Origin of the sequence: Cupriavidus sp. SK-3 (assembly GCF_000611145.1) — a bacterium.
Classification (GTDB): domain Bacteria; phylum Pseudomonadota; class Gammaproteobacteria; order Burkholderiales; family Burkholderiaceae; genus Cupriavidus.
Genome location: NZ_JFJV02000297.1, coordinates 1 through 18,648, shown reverse-complemented (window position 1 = coordinate 18,648; position 18,648 = coordinate 1). Strand labels below are relative to the sequence as shown.

The 18,648-nt window shown below is 61.9% G+C and carries 13 protein-coding genes and 1 tRNA gene; all 14 read left to right on the top strand.

From position 1 onward, the window contains the following. Window positions 1–117: 117 nt before the first annotated feature. The 14 genes from CF70_RS33635 (at window position 118) to fusA (ending at window position 18,625) form a co-directional block, all read left to right on the top strand. Window positions 118–193, top strand: a tRNA-Trp gene (locus CF70_RS33635). Window positions 194–254: 61 nt separating this feature from the next. Next, window positions 255–635 (top strand): preprotein translocase subunit SecE, encoded by a 381-nt coding sequence (gene secE / locus CF70_RS33630; RefSeq protein WP_035876157.1) that lies wholly within the window; start codon window positions 255–257, stop codon window positions 633–635. A 10-nt stretch (window positions 636–645) separates the two neighbouring features. Further along, window positions 646–1,227, top strand: coding sequence for a transcription termination/antitermination protein NusG (gene nusG / locus CF70_RS33625; protein WP_006162340.1), 582 nt, complete (start codon window positions 646–648; stop codon window positions 1,225–1,227). Between the two features lie 179 nt (window positions 1,228–1,406). Further along, window positions 1,407–1,838: a 50S ribosomal protein L11 gene (gene rplK, locus CF70_RS33620; RefSeq protein ID WP_006162338.1), complete on the top strand. Its 432-nt coding sequence runs from the start codon at window positions 1,407–1,409 to the stop codon at window positions 1,836–1,838. Next, the gene (gene rplA / locus CF70_RS33615; RefSeq protein WP_035876155.1) at window positions 1,839–2,534 is read left to right on the top strand and encodes a 50S ribosomal protein L1; all 696 of its coding nucleotides are present in this window, start codon (window positions 1,839–1,841) and stop codon (window positions 2,532–2,534) included. Between the two features lie 422 nt (window positions 2,535–2,956). Further along, on the top strand, window positions 2,957–3,505 hold the full coding sequence (rplJ, locus tag CF70_RS33610; RefSeq protein ID WP_006162335.1) for a 50S ribosomal protein L10: 549 nt from the start codon (window positions 2,957–2,959) through the stop codon (window positions 3,503–3,505). 75 nt (window positions 3,506–3,580) lie between these two features. Next, complete coding sequence (rplL, locus tag CF70_RS33605) at window positions 3,581–3,955, top strand: 50S ribosomal protein L7/L12 (protein ID WP_035876154.1); 375 nt, start codon at window positions 3,581–3,583, stop codon at window positions 3,953–3,955. 411 nt (window positions 3,956–4,366) lie between these two features. Continuing rightward, complete coding sequence (rpoB, locus tag CF70_RS33600) at window positions 4,367–8,473, top strand: DNA-directed RNA polymerase subunit beta (RefSeq protein WP_035876151.1); 4,107 nt, start codon at window positions 4,367–4,369, stop codon at window positions 8,471–8,473. A gap of 130 nt (window positions 8,474–8,603) precedes the next feature. Then, window positions 8,604–12,848 (top strand): DNA-directed RNA polymerase subunit beta', encoded by a 4,245-nt coding sequence (gene rpoC, locus CF70_RS33595; RefSeq protein WP_035876149.1) that lies wholly within the window; start codon window positions 8,604–8,606, stop codon window positions 12,846–12,848. Between the two features lie 30 nt (window positions 12,849–12,878). After that, window positions 12,879–13,121, top strand: coding sequence for a hypothetical protein (locus CF70_RS36410; RefSeq protein ID WP_152561985.1), 243 nt, complete (start codon window positions 12,879–12,881; stop codon window positions 13,119–13,121). 2 nt (window positions 13,122–13,123) lie between these two features. Beyond that, window positions 13,124–14,986, top strand: coding sequence for a DNA helicase RecQ (gene recQ, locus CF70_RS33590; RefSeq protein WP_035876147.1), 1,863 nt, complete (start codon window positions 13,124–13,126; stop codon window positions 14,984–14,986). A gap of 347 nt (window positions 14,987–15,333) precedes the next feature. Next, window positions 15,334–15,711 (top strand): 30S ribosomal protein S12, encoded by a 378-nt coding sequence (rpsL, locus tag CF70_RS33585; RefSeq protein WP_006162330.1) that lies wholly within the window; start codon window positions 15,334–15,336, stop codon window positions 15,709–15,711. Window positions 15,712–15,934: 223 nt separating this feature from the next. Beyond that, window positions 15,935–16,405 carry a 30S ribosomal protein S7 gene (rpsG, locus tag CF70_RS33580; RefSeq protein ID WP_035876146.1) on the top strand — a complete coding sequence of 157 codons (471 nt, stop codon included), beginning with the start codon at window positions 15,935–15,937 and terminating at the stop codon, window positions 16,403–16,405. Window positions 16,406–16,522: 117 nt separating this feature from the next. Then, entirely contained in the window at window positions 16,523–18,625 is a 2,103-nt protein-coding gene (gene fusA, locus CF70_RS33575; RefSeq protein ID WP_035876144.1) for an elongation factor G, read from the top strand. Window positions 18,626–18,648: the final 23 nt, after the last annotated feature.

Here is an 18,648-nt window from a genome sequence, read left to right as displayed (position 1 = left end):
GGCGCCGGCGTCGTGGCAAAGATCCTCGACTGATAAAGTCGATCAGCGAATACGGCACCAACCGGCCGTATTCGTTGCCAGAGGGGTTGGCTTCATTGCCGACCCCACAGTTGTTTTAGGGGTATAGCTCAACTGGCAGAGCGTCGGTCTCCAAAACCGAAGGTTGGGGGTTCGATTCCCTCTGCCCCTGCCAATTCAATCAGCCGCGTCGCGATAGAGAGTATCGTGACGCGGCTTAGTCTCGTTTGCGAAACATGGCCAATCCCAACGTCGAAACCGTCAACGCCGCCAGTGGTAAGTGGTTGCTTGGCGTCGCGGTGCTACTGGTGGTTGTCGGCGTCATCGGTTTCTATGCCCTGGCACAGCAGCCATCCTATGTGCGCGGCGCCGCCCTGTTCGGTGGCATTGCACTGGGCGTGGTGGTCGCGCTGGTCTCGGCACCTGGCAAGGACTTCATCGGTTTCTCCAAGGAATCGTATCGCGAAGTCCGCAAAGTCGTTTGGCCCACCCGCAAGGAAGCCGGGCAAATGACGGGCCTGGTGTTCGTCTTCGTCGTGATCATGGCCGTGTTCCTGTGGTCAGCGGACAAGCTCATCGAGTGGGTCATCTTTTCGCTCGTGTTGGGCTGGAAATGAAGGATAGAACATGACGGATAACGCACAACAGGAAGTCCCCGCAGCTGAATCGCCTTCGTCGAAGAAGCGCTGGTATGTGGTGCACGCTTATTCCGGCATGGAAAAGAGCGTGCAGCGCGCGCTGCAGGAGCGCATCGAGCGCGCCGAAATGCAGGACAAGTTCGGCCGCATCCTGGTGCCGTCCGAAGAAGTGGTTGAAATCAAGGGTGGCCAGAAGTCTGTCACCGAGCGCCGTTTCTTCCCGGGTTACGTGCTGGTCGAGATGGAAATGACCGACGAAACCTGGCACCTGGTGAAGAACACCAGCAAGGTCACCGGTTTTGTGGGTGGTGCGCGTAATCGCCCGAGTCCGATTTCCCAGAAGGAAGTCGACAAGATCATGACCCAGATGCAGGAAGGGGTCGAGAAGCCGCGTCCCAAGACGCTGTTCGAAGTGGGCGAGATGGTTCGTGTCAAGGACGGTCCTTTCACCGACTTCAACGGCAATGTCGAGGAAGTGAACTACGAGAAGTCGCGTCTGCGCGTCTCGGTCACCATCTTCGGACGTGCTACGCCGGTCGAACTCGAGTTCGGCCAGGTCGAGAAGGTTTAAGTTTTCGCATTTTATGCTGGCCGCAAGGCGGGCGAAAAATGCACGGCCAGTCCCGCAAGGGGCCGGCCACAAGAGGAGCGTGAGGCTGGCTGGGGTGGATGAACCACCCTTGCAGCGTTAGCGCGCTACGACTCAACAGGATCGCATTCCTCCAGGAAGCGGTCCGGATTGGAGTAAATATGGCCAAGAAGATCATTGGCTTTATCAAGCTGCAAATTCCGGCTGGTAAGGCAAATCCCTCCCCGCCCGTGGGCCCCGCACTGGGTCAACGCGGTCTGAACATCATGGAGTTCTGCAAGGCGTTCAACGCGCAGACCCAAGGTATGGAACCCGGCCTGCCGGTGCCGGTGGTGATTACCGCCTTCGCCGACAAGAGCTTCACCTTCGTGATGAAGTCGCCCCCGGCGACTGTGCTGATCAAGAAGGCTGCTGGCCTGACCAAGGGTTCGGCCAAGCCGCACACCGACAAGGTTGGCAAGATCACCCGCGCCCAGGCTGAAGAAATCGCCAAGGCAAAGAACGCTGACCTGACCGCCGCCGATCTGGACGCCGCCGTGCGCACCATCGCCGGTTCGGCTCGTTCGATGGGCATCACCGTGGAGGGTCTGTAAATGGCTAAGGTTTCCAAGCGCGTCGCCGCCAACAAGGCGAAGATCGAGCGCACCAAGTTCTACCCGATCGACGAGGCCCTGGGCCTGGTGAAGGATTGCGCATCGGCCAAGTTCGACGAATCCATCGACGTTTCCGTGCAACTCGGCATTGATGCGAAGAAGTCGGACCAGGTGGTTCGTGGTTCCGTGGTGCTGCCTGCCGGTACCGGCAAGTCGGTCCGCGTGGCTGTGTTCGCCCAAGGCGAAAAGGCTGAAGCTGCCAAGGCAGCTGGCGCCGAAATCGTCGGCATGGAAGACCTGGCTGAGCAAGTCAAGGCCGGCAACCTGAACTTCGACGTGGTGATCGCCTCGCCGGACACGATGCGTATCGTTGGTACGCTGGGTCAGATCCTGGGCCCGCGCGGCCTGATGCCGAACCCGAAGGTTGGTACGGTTACTCCCGACGTGGCCCAGGCTGTGAAGAACGCCAAGGCCGGTCAGGTTCAGTACCGCGTCGACAAGGCCGGTATCATCCACGCCACCATCGGTCGCCGTTCGTTCCAGGATGCGGATCTGAAGCGCAACCTGAACGCGCTGATCGAAGCACTGGTGAAGTCCAAGCCGGCTACCAGCAAGGGCGTGTACCTGCGCAAGATCGCCGTGTCGTCCACCATGGGCGTTGGCGTGCGCGTGGAACAGGCTTCGCTGTCGGCCTAAGGCTGGCGGCACCCGCCGGGCGGACCCGATAACGTCGCCCGGTGTAAAGAATTGCAGATCCCGGCCCAGGCCGGGATCGTCTCCAGACTCCAGCGTGGCCCGAGGGCAACGCGGTGAGACAAGGAGCAAGGCTTTGGGCAGCGGTACCCGCCGGCGCGCAAGCGCGAGGCAGGCACCGCTGGTTATCAAAGACCGCTGGTGGCGGGCGCGGCTGCAGTCTGGCTGCCTCGCCTTAATCGGACGGAACGTACGTGGCTTGCCGCGACGCCCACCCGCCCCACCAGCGCAGATGGCGAACCCGAGGGATTGAAGAATCCGGGCAATGACCCGGGTGATTCGGGCCAAAATCGGACGCCGTTCGTTTGGACTGATGTGCGTGCCCCGGACGATCCGGGGGACAAGCATCGTTTTGGAGCTTAACCGTGCCACTCAATATTGAAGATAAGAAGGCCGTCGTTGCTGAGGTTTCGGCGCAAGTCGCTAAAGCCCAGACCATCGTCGTTGCCGAATATCGCGGCATTGCGGTTGGCGATCTGACCAAGCTGCGCGCCAAGGCCCGCGAGCAAGGCGTGTACCTGCGTGTTCTGAAGAACACGCTGGCCCGCCGCGCCGTGGAAGGCACGCCGTTTGCCGGCCTCGCAGAGCAAATGACCGGTCCGCTGATCTACGGTATTTCCGAAGATGCAGTGTCGTCGGCCAAGGTTCTGAACGACTTTGCCAAGACCAACGACAAGTTGGTTCTGCGCGCAGCGTCGTACGACGGCAACGTGCTCGATGCTGCTGCCGTCAAGGCACTGGCCTCGATCCCGAGCCGTGACGAACTGATTGCTCAGCTGCTTGGCGTGATGCAGGCACCGGTGTCGGGCTTCGCCCGTCTGCTGGCCGCCCTGTCCGCCAAGAAGAGCGAAGGCGCCCCTGCCGAAGGCGAAGGCGCAGCTGCCGCCGCCGAGAGCGAAGGCGCTGCTGCTTAAGGCGCAAGCCCCCGCAGCCTGGCTCATCAAGATCGCATTACCGATACCGAATCACATTTAGCAGGAGTATTTCAAATGGCAATCAGCAAAGACGACATTCTCGAAGCCGTAGGCGCGATGTCCGTGATGGAACTGAACGACCTGGTCAAGGCGTTTGAAGAGAAGTTTGGCGTTTCCGCTGCTTCGATGGCCGTGGCTGCTGCCCCGGGCGCTGGCGGTGCTGCCGCTGCTGAAGAGCAAACCGAATTCAACGTCATCCTGTCGGAAATCGGCGCAAACAAGGTTGGCGTGATTAAGGCTGTTCGCGAAATCACCGGCCTGGGCCTGAAGGAAGCCAAGGATCTGGTCGACGGCGCACCGAAGGCTGTCAAGGAAGGCGTGGACAAGGCTGCTGCAGCCGACGCCAAGAAGAAGCTGGAAGACGCCGGCGCAAAGGTCGAAGTCAAGTAAGCTGTGCTCGCGTGCCCCATTGGCACGCGAATGGGGCTGGCAAAGGGAAATTCCCGGCGCCAGCCTTTTTGCGCTTCTACGAAGTGTGTTTTACTGTGCACTCGGAAACGCGAATAAATGGCGCAAACGATGCTTGACAGCTGGGCGCATGCCTAAGCTTCAGCAGAGGCCAAACATCAGTGGCACACTAGGTGGTTGCTGATGTTTGTCTTCTGAACCGACTGCAGAAGACAAGTTTGGTCGGGTGTCCCCCGGGCCGGTATGACGCATTGCGTCGTTTCTGCCGGCTCGCAGCGTGCGGACACCGTCAGCCAGAGGTTGGTAGCGGCCAACCGCCAAATCCCCTCCCAGTCGCTGAACACCTCAGGTGCTGCGCCGGTCCAGCCAGCCCTGCGATGATTCGGAGATCCCATGGCGTACAGCTTCACCGAAAAGAAGCGCATTCGCAAAAGTTTTGCGAAGCGCGCGACGGTTCATCAGGTTCCTTTCCTGCTTGCCACCCAGATTGAATCCTACGCTCAGTTTCTGCAAGAGGGTACGCCACCCTCGCGTCGCAAAACAGAGGGCCTGCAAGCGGCTTTCAGCGCAATCTTCCCGATTGTGTCTCACAACGGGCTCGCCCGTATGGAGTTCGTCTCCTACCATCTGTCCAACCCGCCGTTCGACGTCAAGGAATGTCAACAGCGCGGCCTGACCTTCCACTCGGCGCTGCGTGCCAAGGTGCGCCTGATCATCAACGATCGGGAAAATCCGGGCAAGGTCAAGGAAGTGAAGGAACAGGAAGTCTACATGGGCGAAATTCCGCTCATGACGTCGACCGGTTCGTTCGTGATCAACGGCACCGAGCGTGTGATCGTCTCGCAGCTCCACCGCTCGCCTGGCGTGTTCTTCGAGCACGACAAGGGCAAGACCCACAGCTCGGGCAAGCTGCTGTTCTCGGCACGTATCATTCCTTACCGCGGTTCGTGGCTCGATTTCGAGTTCGACCCGAAGGACATCCTGTACTTCCGCGTTGACCGCCGCCGCAAGATGCCGGTGACGATCCTGCTGAAGTCGATCGGCCTGACGCCCGAGCAGATCCTCGCGCACTTCTTCGTGTTCGACAACTTCACGCTGCAGTCGGAAGGCGCGCAGATGGAGTTCGTGCCCGAGCGCCTGCGTGGTGAAGTCGCGCGCTTCGACATTGCCGACAAGGACGGCCGTGTCGTGGTCGAGAAGGACAAGCGGATCAATGCCAAGCACATCCGTGACCTGGATTCCGCCGGTACCAAGCTGATCAGCGTGCCGGAAGACTACCTGCTCGGCCGCGTACTGGCGAAGAACATCATCGACCCGGATACCGGCGAGGTGATTGCCAACGCCAACGACGAGCTGACCGAAACCGTGCTGGAAAACCTGCGCGAAGCCGGCGTCAAGCAGATCCAGACCCTGTACACCAACGATCTGGACCAGGGTCCGTACATGTCGCAGACCCTGCGCGTGGACGACACCGCCGACCAGACCGCTGCGCGTATCGCCATCTACCGCATGATGCGCCCCGGCGAGCCGCCGACCGAAGACGCGGTGGAAGCCCTGTTCCAGCGCCTGTTCTACAGCGAAGAGTCGTACGACCTGTCGCGCGTTGGCCGCATGAAGGTCAACAGCCGCCTGGGCCGCCCGAGCGGCGAAGGCAGCATGGTGCTGCAGGACGAGGACATCCTCGAGACCATCAAGATCCTGGTCAACCTGCGCAACGGCAAGGGCGAGGTCGATGACATCGATCACCTGGGCAATCGTCGCGTGCGTTGCGTCGGCGAACTGGCCGAAAACCAGTTCCGCGCCGGCCTGTCGCGCGTGGAGCGCGCCGTCAAGGAACGTCTGGGCCAGGCCGAGACCGAAAACCTGATGCCGCACGATCTGATCAACTCGAAGCCGATTTCGTCGGCGATCCGCGAGTTCTTCGGTTCGTCGCAGCTGTCGCAGTTTATGGACCAGACCAACCCGCTGTCCGAGATCACGCACAAGCGTCGTGTCTCCGCACTGGGCCCGGGCGGTCTTACCCGCGAACGCGCAGGCTTTGAAGTCCGCGACGTGCACCCGACCCACTATGGCCGCGTGTGCCCGATCGAAACGCCGGAAGGTCCGAACATTGGCCTGATCAACTCGCTGGCACTGTACGCACGCCTGAACGAATACGGCTTCCTGGAAACGCCGTACCGCAAGGTGGTCGACAGCAAGCTGACCGACCAGGTCGACTACCTGTCCGCTATCGAAGAAGGCAAGTACGTGGTGGCGCAGGCCAACGCGACGGTCGATACCGACGGTACCCTGATCGACGAACTGGTGTCGTCGCGTGAGGGTAGCGAGCGTGAAACCCGTATGGTCACGCCGGACCGCGTTCAGTACATCGACGTGGCACCTTCGCAGATCGTGTCCGCGGCGGCATCGCTGGTGCCGTTCCTCGAGCACGACGATGCGAACCGTGCACTGATGGGCGCCAACATGCAGCGTCAGGCCGTGCCTTGCCTGCGTCCGGACAAGCCGCTGGTGGGTACCGGCATCGAGCGTACCGTCGCGGTCGACTCGGGTACCGCCGTGCAGGCAACCCGTGGCGGCGTGGTGGACTACGTCGATGCGATGCGTATCGTGATCCGTGTGAACGACGATGAAGCCGTTGCTGGTGAAGTCGGCGTGGACATCTACAACCTGATCAAGTACACGCGCTCGAACCAGAACACCAACATCAACCAGCGTCCGATGGTCAAGGTTGGCGACTTCGTCGCCCGTGGCGACGTGATCGCCGACGGCGCCTCGACCGACCTGGGCGAGCTCGCGCTCGGCCAGAACATGCTGGTGGCGTTCATGCCGTGGAACGGCTACAACTTCGAAGATTCGATCCTGATCTCCGAACGCGTGGTTGCCGAAGACCGCTACACCTCGATCCACATCGAGGAACTGTCGGTCGTCGCCCGTGACACCAAGCTGGGACCGGAAGAAATCACCCGCGACATCTCCAACCTCGCCGAAGCGCAACTGGCGCGTCTGGACGAGTCCGGCATCACCTACATCGGTGCCGAAGTGGAAGCGGGCGACGTGCTGGTCGGCAAGGTCACGCCCAAGGGCGAGACCCAGCTGACCCCGGAAGAAAAGCTGCTGCGCGCGATCTTCGGCGAGAAGGCTTCGGACGTGAAGGATACGTCGCTGCGCGTGCCCTCGGGCATGAGCGGTATCGTGATCGATGTCCAGGTCTTTACCCGCGAAGGTGTGACCCGCGACAAGCGCGCCCAGTCGATCATCGACGACGAACTGAAGCGCTACCGCCTGGACCTGAACGACCAGCTGCGTATCGTCGAAGGCGATGCCTTCCAGCGTCTGGAACGCCTGCTGCTGGACAAGACCGTCAACGGCGGTCCGAAGAAGCTGTCCAAGGGCGCCAAGCTGACCCGCGAGTACCTGGCCGACCTGGACAAGTACCACTGGTTCGACATCCGTCCGGCCGACGAGGAAGTTGCTGCCCAACTGGAAGCCGTCAAGGAAGCCATCGAGCAGAAGCGTCACGAGTTCGACCTGGCCTTCGAAGAAAAGCGCAAGAAGCTCACGCAAGGCGACGAACTGCCGCCGGGCGTGATCAAGATGGTCAAGGTGTACCTGGCCGTCAAGCGCCGCCTGCAGCCTGGCGACAAGATGGCAGGCCGTCACGGCAACAAGGGCGTTGTGTCGAAGATCGTTCCGATCGAAGACATGCCCTACATGGCCGACGGCACGCCTGCCGACATCGTGCTGAACCCGCTCGGCGTGCCGTCGCGGATGAACGTGGGCCAGATTCTGGAAACCCACCTGGGCTGGGCCGCGCGCGGTCTGGGCCAGCGCATCGGTTCCATGCTCAAGGCACAGGCGAAGGCGCAGGAACTGCGTCCGTTGCTGGCTCAGATCTACAACGAGAGCGGCAAGCCGGAAGACCTCGACAGCCTGTCCGACGCCGAAGTGCTGGAACTGGCCACCAACCTGAAGAAGGGTGTGCCGTTCGCTACGCCGGTGTTTGACGGTGCGCATGAAGACGAAATCCGTCGCATGCTGGACCTGGCCTACCCGGACGCGATCGCCAAGGAAATGGGCCTGACCGCTTCCAAGCAACAGGTCACGCTGCACGACGGCCGTACCGGTGAAGCGTTCGAGCGTCCGGTGACGCTCGGCGTGATGCACATGCTGAAGCTGCACCACTTGGTCGACGACAAGATGCACGCCCGTTCGACCGGCCCGTACTCGCTGGTGACCCAGCAGCCGCTGGGTGGTAAGGCGCAGTTCGGTGGCCAGCGTTTCGGTGAAATGGAAGTGTGGGCGCTGGAAGCTTACGGCGCCTCCTACGTGTTGCAGGAAATGCTGACGGTCAAGTCCGATGACGTGAACGGCCGGACCAAGGTCTACGAGAACATCGTCAAGGGCGAGCACTCGATCGACGCCGGCATGCCGGAATCGTTCAACGTGCTGGTGAAGGAAATCCGTTCGCTGGGTATCGACATCGACCTCGATCGCTACTGATTGAGATTGCGCGGGGGGCCGGCAATAGCCAATGGCCCGCCTCCCGCCGAATGCCCGCTACGGTTTTCCCACAGGATGAATGCCGCGGGCCCGACATGATGTCGGGCTGGCGGCGAAACAAGGAGTTGCAATGAAAGCATTGCTCGATCTCTTTAAGCAGGTTCAGCAGGAAGAGCAGTTCGACGCGATCAAGATCGGCCTGGCATCGCCGGAGAAGATTCGTTCGTGGTCGTACGGTGAAGTGAAGAAGCCGGAAACCATCAACTACCGGACCTTCAAGCCCGAGCGCGATGGCCTGTTCTGCGCCAAGATCTTTGGCCCGATCAAGGACTACGAGTGCCTGTGCGGCAAGTACAAGCGCCTGAAGCACCGTGGCGTGATCTGCGAGAAGTGCGGCGTTGAAGTGACGCTGGCCAAGGTGCGCCGTGAGCGCATGGGCCACATCGAACTGGCCGCGCCGACCGCGCACATCTGGTTCCTGAAGTCGCTGCCGTCGCGTCTGGGCATGGTGCTCGACATGACGCTGCGCGATATCGAACGCGTCCTGTACTTCGAAGCATTCGTGGTGCTCGAACCCGGCATGACCCCGCTCAAGAAGAGCCAGATCATGTCCGAGGACGACTACATCGCCAAGTGCGAAGAGTATGGCGAAGGCGAATTCGTGGCCATGATGGGTGCCGAAGGCATCCGTGAACTGCTGCGCGGCATCGACATCGAAAAGCAGATCGAAACCATCCGCGCCGAGCTGCAGACCACCGGTTCCGAAGCCAAGATCAAGAAGTTCGCCAAGCGCCTGAAGGTGCTTGAAGCGTTCCAGCGTTCGGGCATCAAGCCGGAATGGATGATCCTGGAAGTGCTGCCGGTGCTGCCGCCCGAACTGCGTCCGCTGGTACCGCTGGATGGCGGCCGTTTCGCCACCTCGGACCTGAACGACCTGTATCGCCGCGTCATCAACCGTAACAACCGCCTGAAGCGCCTGCTGGAACTGAAGGCGCCTGAAATCATCGTGCGCAACGAAAAGCGCATGCTGCAGGAAGCGGTTGACTCGCTGCTGGACAATGGTCGCCGCGGCAAGGCGATGACGGGCGCCAACAAGCGTCCGCTGAAGTCGCTGGCCGAAATGATCAAGGGCAAGGGCGGCCGTTTCCGTCAGAACTTGCTGGGCAAGCGCGTCGACTACTCCGGCCGTTCGGTCATCGTGGTGGGTCCGACCCTCAAGCTGCACCAGTGCGGCCTGCCCAAGCTGATGGCGCTCGAGCTGTTCAAGCCGTTCATCTTCCACAAGCTGGAAACGATGGGCATCGCCACCACCATCAAGGCGGCGAAGAAGGAAGTGGAAAGCCAGACCGCGGTGGTGTGGGACATTCTCGAAGAGGTGATCCGCGAGCATCCGGTCATGCTGAACCGCGCGCCGACGCTGCACCGCCTGGGTATCCAGGCGTTCGAGCCGGTGCTGATCGAAGGCAAGGCCATCCAGCTGCACCCGCTCGTCTGCGCGGCGTTCAACGCCGACTTCGACGGTGACCAGATGGCTGTGCACGTCCCGCTGTCGCTGGAAGCGCAGATGGAAGCCCGCACCCTGATGCTGGCCTCCAACAACGTGCTGTTCCCGGCCAACGGCGATCCGTCGATCGTGCCGTCGCAAGACGTGGTGCTGGGTCTGTACTACACGACCCGCGACAAGATCAACGGCAAGGGCGAAGGCCTGACGTTTGCCGACATCAGCGAAGTGATCCGCGCCTACGAGAACAAGGAAGTCGAACTGGCCTCCCGCGTGAACGTGCGTATCACCGAGTATGAACTGGTCGACAAGGACGCCGTGGGCGATGCCCGCTTCGCGCCCAAGATCACGCTGCAGGCCACCACGGTCGGCCGCGCGATCATGTCCGAGATCCTGCCGAAGGGCCTGCCTTTCTCGGTGCTGAACAAGCCGCTGAAGAAGAAGGAAATCTCGCGCCTGATCAACACCGCGTTCCGCAAGTGCGGCCTGCGTGAAACCGTGATCTTCGCCGACAAGCTGCTGCAGTCCGGTTTCCGCCTGGCAACGCGCGCCGGTATCTCGATCGCCATTGACGACATGCTGGTGCCGCCGCAAAAGGAAAAGATCATTTCCGACGCGGCTGCCAAGGTCAAGGAATACGACAAGCAGTACATGTCGGGCCTGGTGACCGACCAGGAACGCTACAACAACGTCGTGGACATCTGGGGCGCCGCCGGCGACCAGGTGGGCAAGGCGATGATGGAGCAGCTCCAGCACGAGGACGTGGTCGACCGTGACGGCAACACCGTCAAGCAAGACTCGTTCAACTCGATTTACATGATGGCCGACTCGGGCGCGCGCGGTTCCGCTGCGCAGATCCGTCAGCTGGCCGGCATGCGGGGCCTGATGGCCAAGCCGGATGGCTCGATCATTGAAACGCCGATTACGGCGAACTTCCGTGAAGGCCTGAACGTTCTGCAGTACTTCATCTCCACCCACGGGGCGCGTAAGGGCCTGGCGGATACGGCACTGAAGACCGCGAACTCGGGTTACCTGACCCGTCGTCTGGTCGACGTGACGCAGGATCTGGTGGTGGTGGAAGACGATTGCGGCACGACCAACGGCGTGGCCATGAAGGCCCTGGTCGAGGGTGGTGAAGTGATCGAAGCCCTGCGCGACCGTATTCTCGGCCGTGTGACGGTGACCGACGTGGTGAACCCGGAAACCCAGGAAACCGCGATCGAGGCCGGCACCCTGCTGGACGAAGACCTGGTCGACATGATCGACGCCATCGGCGTGGACGAAGTGAAGGTGCGCACCCCGCTGTCGTGCGATACGCGTTACGGCCTGTGCGGCATGTGCTATGGCCGCGACCTGGGCCGCGGCGTGCTGGTGAACTCCGGCGAAGCGGTTGGCGTGATCGCCGCCCAGTCGATCGGCGAGCCGGGCACGCAGCTGACCATGCGTACGTTCCACATCGGCGGCGCGGCATCGCGTTCGGCAGTGGCATCCAGCGTGGAAGCGAAGGCAACCGGTACCGTGCGTTTCACGGCGACCATGCGCTACGTCACCAATGCGAAGGGCGAACTGATCGTCATCTCGCGTTCCGGCGAAGCCCTGATCACCGACGACCATGGCCGCGAGCGCGAGCGCCACAAGATCCCGTACGGCGCCACGCTGCTGGTGCAGGACGGCCAGGCCATCAAGGCTGGTACGCAGCTGGCCACGTGGGACGCGCTGACGCGCCCGATCGTGTCGGAGTACACCGGCACGACCAAGTTCGAGAACGTCGAAGAAGGCGTGACCGTCGCCAAGCAGATGGACGAAGTCACCGGCCTGTCGACCCTCGTGGTGATCGATGCCAAGCGCCGTACGGCTGCCACCAAGGGCCTGCGCCCGCAGGTGAAGCTGCTCGACGCCAACGGCCAGGAAGTGAAGATTCCGGGCACGGACCATTCCGTGACCATCGGCTTCCAGGTCGGCGCGCTGATCACCGTGAAGGACGGCCAGCAGGTGCACGTGGGTGAAGTGCTCGCACGTATCCCGACCGAATCGCAAAAGACCCGCGACATTACCGGGGGTCTGCCGCGCGTGGCCGAGCTGTTCGAAGCGCGTTCGCCGAAGGACGCCGCCGTGCTGGCGGAAGTCACCGGCACCACGTCGTTCGGCAAGGACACCAAGGGCAAGCAACGCCTGGTGATTACGGACCTGGACGGCAACGCCCACGAGTTCCTGATCACCAAGGAAAAGCAAGTCCTGGTGCACGATGGCCAGGTGGTGAACAAGGGCGAAATGATCGTGGAAGGTCCGGCGGACCCGCACGACATCCTGCGCCTGAAGGGCATCGAGGAACTGGCGCACTACATCGTCGACGAAGTGCAGGACGTCTACCGTCTGCAGGGCGTGAAGATCAACGACAAGCACATCGAAGTGATCGTGCGCCAGATGCTGCGCCGCGTGCAGATCTCGGATGTGGGCGACACCAAGTTCATCCCGGGTGAACAGGTGGAGCGTTCGGAACTGCTCGACGAGAACGATCGCGTGATCGCCGAAGGCAAGCGTCCGGCCACGTACGAAAACCTGCTGCTCGGTATCACCAAGGCGTCGCTGTCCACCGACAGCTTCATCTCGGCGGCATCGTTCCAGGAAACCACCCGCGTGCTGACCGAAGCCGCGATCATGGGCAAGACCGACGACCTGCGTGGTCTGAAGGAAAACGTGATCGTTGGCCGACTGATCCCCGCTGGTACTGGTCTGGCCTACCACCGCGCCCGCAAGGCGCGCGAGGCGGCCGAGCGCGAACGCGCCCAGGCGATCTCCGACGAAGAGCAGTCGCTCTTCATCGAGCCGCCGGTGGTGCCGGCGACGACCGAAGGCGAGGGCGACGCAGTTTAAGACTGCCAGCCTGAACCTGCAGCAAGCTGCATGAAGATGCCCGGCCCTGGTGGCCGGGCATTTTTTTTTACCTGCTTCTATATTTCGGATTTTATTTTGCTGTGCCTTGTTTCGATGTTGTTATTCGTCGTATGCATTTTTGCCGGTAAACACACTGGCGCCGCGCTGGCCGAAAGGTTTCAGGGAACATTCGTCACGGTACGAAGCAGTTGGCCGCCCCCTTGGTGGTATGGTTACGCCTTTCGCGGTCCCACCCTCTTTTTTAAGCTGTAGATATGTCGCGCGCCCTGGCGATTCTCAAGGATGTTTTCGGCTACCACGCCTTCCGCGGCCGGCAGGCGGAGATCATCGACCACGTGGCGGACGGTGGCGATTGCCTGGTGTTGATGCCCACCGGCGGCGGCAAGTCGCTGTGTTACCAGATTCCGGCGCTGATGCGGCAGCGGGCGGGCCAGGGGGTCGGCATCGTGGTGTCGCCGCTGATCGCGCTGATGCAGGACCAGGTCGCCGCCTTGTCTGAGGCTGGCGTGCGCGCGGCCGTGCTGAACTCGACGCTCAGCGGCGCCGAGGCTTCAGCGGTGGAGCGTGACCTGCTCGCCGGCAGGCTCGAAATCCTCTACGTGGCGCCCGAGCGGCTGATGACGCCGCGCTTCCAGGACCTGCTCGAGCGTACCCGTATCGGCGTGTTCGCCATTGATGAGGCGCACTGCGTGTCGCAGTGGGGGCATGATTTCCGCCCCGAGTACATCCAGCTCTCGGTGCTGCACGAGCGCTTCCCGCAGGTGCCGCGCATTGCGCTGACGGCTACCGCGGATTCGGTCACGCGCGAGGAAATCGTCGAGCGGCTGGCGCTGCACGATGCGCGCGTCTTCATTTCCAGCTTCGACCGGCCCAATATCCGCTATCGCATCGTCGAGAAGGACAATGCGCGCCAGCAGCTGCTGGCCTTTATCAAGGCCGAGCACCTGGCCGCCGACGGCACCCACGACAGCGGTATCGTCTATTGCCTGTCGCGCAAGAAGGTGGAGGACACGGCCAGCTATCTCAGCGGCCAGGGACTCAACGCGCTGCCATACCATGCCGGCATGGATGCGGGCGTGCGCCAGCACCACCAGGCCCGTTTTCGCGAAGAAGAGGGCGTGATCATGGTGGCAACCATCGCTTTCGGCATGGGGATCGACAAGCCCGACGTGCGATTCGTGGCTCACCTGGACCTGCCCAAGAGCATGGAGGGCTACTACCAGGAGACCGGCCGCGCCGGTCGTGACGGGTTGCCGGCCAACGCATGGATGGCCTATGGCCTCGGTGACGTGGTCCAGCAGAAACGCATGATCGACGAGTCCGAGGCGGATGAAGCGCACAAGCGCGTCTCGTCGGCCAAGCTCGATGCCCTGCTCGGACTGTGCGAGACGGCCGGATGCCGGCGCGTCCGCATCCTGGGATATTTCGACGAGGCCAGCGCACCTTGTGGTAATTGCGACACTTGCCTGGAGCCGCCCGCGACGTGGGACGGGACGCGCGAGGCGCAGATGGCGCTGTCCTGCGTCTACCGCACCGCACAGGCCAGCCGCGTGCATTTCGGCGCCACTCACATGATCGACGTGCTGCGTGGCAATGCATCGGAAAAGATCCGGCAGTGGGGGCACGACAAGGTGTCCACCTTCGGCATCGGCGCGGACCGGACGGTATCCGAATGGCATGCCATCTTCCGTCAACTGATCGCGCACGGACTGCTGATGATCGACCACGGCGGCCACGGCGCGCTGCTGTTGGGCGAGTCCGCACGCGCGGTGCTCAAGGGCGAGATGCAGATTACGCTGCGCCGGCAGGCCAGCAAGCCAGCCAAGAGCGGCGAGCGGGCTGCGCGCGGCACCGGCACCCGTACCGACCATACCGCCGGCATGGACACCGAGGCGCTGGCCAACTGGGAGGCGCTGCGCAAGTGGCGGACCGAGACGGCGCGCGAGCACGGCGTGCCGGCCTATGTGATCTTCCACGACGCCACACTGGCCGAACTGGCGCGCAGCGCACCTGAGTCGCTGACAGCAATGGCCGAAGTGCCTGGCATTGGTGCCGCCAAGCTTGAGCGTTATGGCGACGCCATCCTCGAAGCCCTGGGTGCCGTATCCGACTTCTGATGTCCGGATGCGCATCGAGCGGCAAGCGGCAGAAGCTGCTTGACCGTTTACGTCTCCGCTGTTAACATGGCAGATTCGAGTTTTTGGCTTTGGATTTCGCTCGCCTGTCAGATTTGTGGCCTTCGGTTCGCAATCGGCAAGCCCGCCAAGGGTATCGTGTGATGCTCTGGTGGTGTGGTCGCAGCGGGATCCCAGGCGAGCTCGCGTTCTTTGGCCAGTCTGTTCCTCCACAGGTCCGTCTCAAGAGCGCTCGCTCACCTTTCCCGCCCAAAACCCGTCGTTGCCTCTTCGGCCCATTGCTTGTGGCCCCAGGGGTGTTTTTCCGTAAAACCAAGCTGGATTGAACAATGCCAACTATCAACCAACTGGTTCGCAAGCCGCGCGTCTCTGAAGTCGTCAAGAGCAAGAGCCCGGCGCTTGAGAACTGCCCCCAGCGTCGCGGCGTGTGCACCCGTGTGTACACCACGACGCCGAAGAAGCCGAACTCGGCACTGCGTAAGGTCGCCAAGGTGCGCCTGACCAACGGTTTCGAGGTCATCTCGTACATCGGCGGTGAAGGCCACAACCTGCAAGAACACTCGGTCGTGCTGATTCGCGGCGGCCGTGTGAAGGATTTGCCGGGTGTGCGTTACCACATCGTCCGTGGCTCGCTGGACTTGCAAGGCGTGAAGGATCGTCGCCAGGCACGTTCGAAGTACGGCGCGAAGCGTCCGAAGGCTGCTTAAGGCTAACGCCAGGCAAGCCGGGCATAAAGCCCGAAGCAACAAACGATGGCCTGTGGCGGTTGCGTCATGGTGCTGTCACCAGGCGGCGGTAAAACGGAGCGTTTATGCGCCGTGCCGTCGAGTAAGTGGTCACCCGGCGAATTTGCCTGAATGAGAGGCAAGCTAGTTGGTGGCCGGAGAGCGGGAAATAGCCGCGCTCTCAACTGAATCTAAAGGAAAGAAGATGCCACGTCGTCGTGAAGTCCCCAAGCGGGATATCCTGCCCGATCCGAAGTTCGGTAACGTTGAAGTTGCCAAGTTCATGAACGTCCTGATGCTGGACGGCAAGAAGTCGGTTGCCGAACGTATCGTTTATGGCGCGTTCGACCAGATCGAAAAGAAGGCAGGCAAGGCCCCCGTAGAAGTGTTTTCCGTTGCCATCAACAACGTGAAGCCGGTGGTCGAAGTGAAGAGCCGTCGCGTGGGCGGCGCCAACTATCAGGTTCCGGTCGAAGTCCGTCCGTCGCGTCGTTTGGCATTGGCGATGCGTTGGTTGCGCGAGGCCGCGAAAAAACGCAGCGAGAAGTCGATGGCGCTGCGCCTGGCAGGTGAGCTGCTGGAAGCAGCGGAAGGCCGCGGCGGCGCGATGAAGAAGCGCGACGAAGTGCACCGCATGGCCGAAGCCAACAAGGCGTTCTCGCACTTCCGCTTCTAAAGCGCGCGAGTTACGCGGTTGGTTGCCGGGCGGGCTGTGTAATGACACGCTCGCCCGTTTGTGTTACGGGCGTTGGCAATGAGATGCCGGCGTCTCACGGACGAATAGAGGATTAAAGTGGCTCGTAAGACTCCCATTGAGCGCTACCGTAATATCGGTATCTCGGCTCACATTGACGCGGGTAAAACCACCACGACCGAGCGGATCCTGTTCTACACCGGTGTGAACCACAAGATCGGTGAAGTGCATGATGGCGCCGCCACGATGGACTGGATGGAGCAGGAACAGGAGCGTGGCATCACGATCACCTCCGCTGCCACCACCGCCTTCTGGAAGGGCATGGCCGGCAATTACCCGGAACACCGCATCAACATCATCGACACCCCGGGCCACGTGGACTTCACCATCGAGGTGGAGCGTTCCATGCGCGTGCTGGACGGCGCTTGCATGGTCTACTGCGCAGTGGGTGGCGTGCAGCCCCAGTCGGAAACCGTGTGGCGTCAGGCCAATAAGTACGGCGTGCCGCGCCTGGCCTTCGTCAACAAGATGGACCGTACCGGCGCGAACTTCTTCAAGGTCTACGACCAGCTGAAGACCCGCCTGAAGGCCAGCCCGGTTCCCGTCGTGGTGCCGATCGGCGCCGAAGACACCTTCAAGGGTGTGGTCGACCTCATCAAGATGAAAGCGATCATCTGGGACGAGGCCAGCCAGGGCACCAAGTTCGACTACGTGGACATCCCGGCTGAACTGGCCGACTCGTGCAACGAATGGCGCGAGAAGATGGTCGAGGCAGCTGCCGAGTCCAACGAAGACCTGATGAACAAGTATCTCGAAGAGGGCGAACTGTCCGAAGCCGAGATCATCAAGGGTCTGCGCGACCGTACCATCGCCTGCGAAATCCAGCCGATGCTGTGCGGTACCGCGTTCAAGAACAAGGGCGTGCAGCGTATGCTGGACGCCGTGATCGACTTCCTGCCGTCGCCGGTCGACATTCCGCCGGTCACCGGCGTGGACGATGACGACAAGGAAGTTTCGCGCCGTGCCGCGGACGACGAAAAGTTCTCCGCGCTGGCGTTCAAGATCATGACCGACCCGTTCGTCGGCCAGCTGATCTTCTTCCGTGTGTACTCGGGCAAGGTCAATTCGGGCGACACCATCTACAACCCGGTCAAGAGCAAGAAGGAACGCCTGGGCCGGATTCTGCAGATGCACGCCAACCAGCGCGAAGAAATCAAGGAAGTGCTGGCAGGCGACATCGCCGCTGCGGTTGGCCTGAAAGAAGCGACCACGGGCGACACGCTGTGCGATCCGGACCACATCATCATCCTGGAACGCATGGTGTTCCCGGAGCCGGTGATTTCGCAGGCCGTCGAGCCGAAGACCAAGGCTGACCAGGAAAAGATGGGCATCGCCCTGAACCGCCTGGCACAGGAAGATCCGTCGTTCCGCGTCAAGACCGACGAAGAATCCGGCCAGACCATCATTTCGGGCATGGGCGAGCTCCACCTGGAAATTCTGGTCGACCGCATGAAGCGCGAATTCGGCGTGGAAGCCACCGTGGGCAAGCCCCAGGTTGCCTACCGCGAAACCATCCGCAAGGTCTGCGAAGAAGTCGAAGGCAAGTTCGTCAAGCAGTCGGGCGGCCGTGGCCAGTACGGTCACGTGGTGCTCAAGCTCGAGCCGCAGGAACCGGGCAAGGGCTACGAGTTCGTCGACGCCATCAAGGGCGGTGTGGTGCCGCGCGAGTACATCCCCGCGGTGGACAAGGGCATTACCGAAACCCTGAACGCCGGCGTGCTGGCAGGTTTCCCGGTGGTCGACGTCAAGGTCACGCTGTTCTTCGGTTCGTACCACGATGTGGACTCGAACGAAAACGCGTTCAAGATGGCCGGCTCCATGGGCTTCAAGGAAGGCATGCGCCGCGCCAGCCCGGTGCTGCTCGAGCCGATGATGGCCGTGGAAGTGGAAACGCCGGAAGACTTCATGGGTAACGTGATGGGCGACCTGTCGTCGCGTCGCGGCATTATCCAGGGCATGGACGACATGGTCGGCGGCGGCAAGATCCTGCGCGCGGAAGTTCCGCTGGCAGAGATGTTCGGCTACTCGACCTCGCTGCGTTCGGCCACGCAAGGCCGCGCTACGTACACGATGGAGTTCAAGCACTACGCTGAAGCTCCGAAGAACGTAGCCGACGCCGTGATCACGGCTCGCGGCAAGTAAGAAAAAAATCCGCCCCCCCCCCC

Coding starts and splice junctions, on each gene's coding strand:
- secE (WP_035876157.1), top strand. CDS start 255: ATGGCCAATCCCAACGTCGAAACCGTCAACGCCGCCAGTGGTAAGTGG.
- nusG (WP_006162340.1), top strand. CDS start 646: ATGACGGATAACGCACAACAGGAAGTCCCCGCAGCTGAATCGCCTTCG.
- rplK (WP_006162338.1), top strand. CDS start 1,407: ATGGCCAAGAAGATCATTGGCTTTATCAAGCTGCAAATTCCGGCTGGT.
- rplA (WP_035876155.1), top strand. CDS start 1,839: ATGGCTAAGGTTTCCAAGCGCGTCGCCGCCAACAAGGCGAAGATCGAG.
- rplL (WP_035876154.1), top strand. CDS start 3,581: ATGGCAATCAGCAAAGACGACATTCTCGAAGCCGTAGGCGCGATGTCC.
- rpoB (WP_035876151.1), top strand. CDS start 4,367: ATGGCGTACAGCTTCACCGAAAAGAAGCGCATTCGCAAAAGTTTTGCG.
- rpoC (WP_035876149.1), top strand. CDS start 8,604: ATGAAAGCATTGCTCGATCTCTTTAAGCAGGTTCAGCAGGAAGAGCAG.
- CF70_RS36410 (WP_152561985.1), top strand. CDS start 12,879: ATGAAGATGCCCGGCCCTGGTGGCCGGGCATTTTTTTTTACCTGCTTC.
- recQ (WP_035876147.1), top strand. CDS start 13,124: ATGTCGCGCGCCCTGGCGATTCTCAAGGATGTTTTCGGCTACCACGCC.
- rpsL (WP_006162330.1), top strand. CDS start 15,334: ATGCCAACTATCAACCAACTGGTTCGCAAGCCGCGCGTCTCTGAAGTC.
- rpsG (WP_035876146.1), top strand. CDS start 15,935: ATGCCACGTCGTCGTGAAGTCCCCAAGCGGGATATCCTGCCCGATCCG.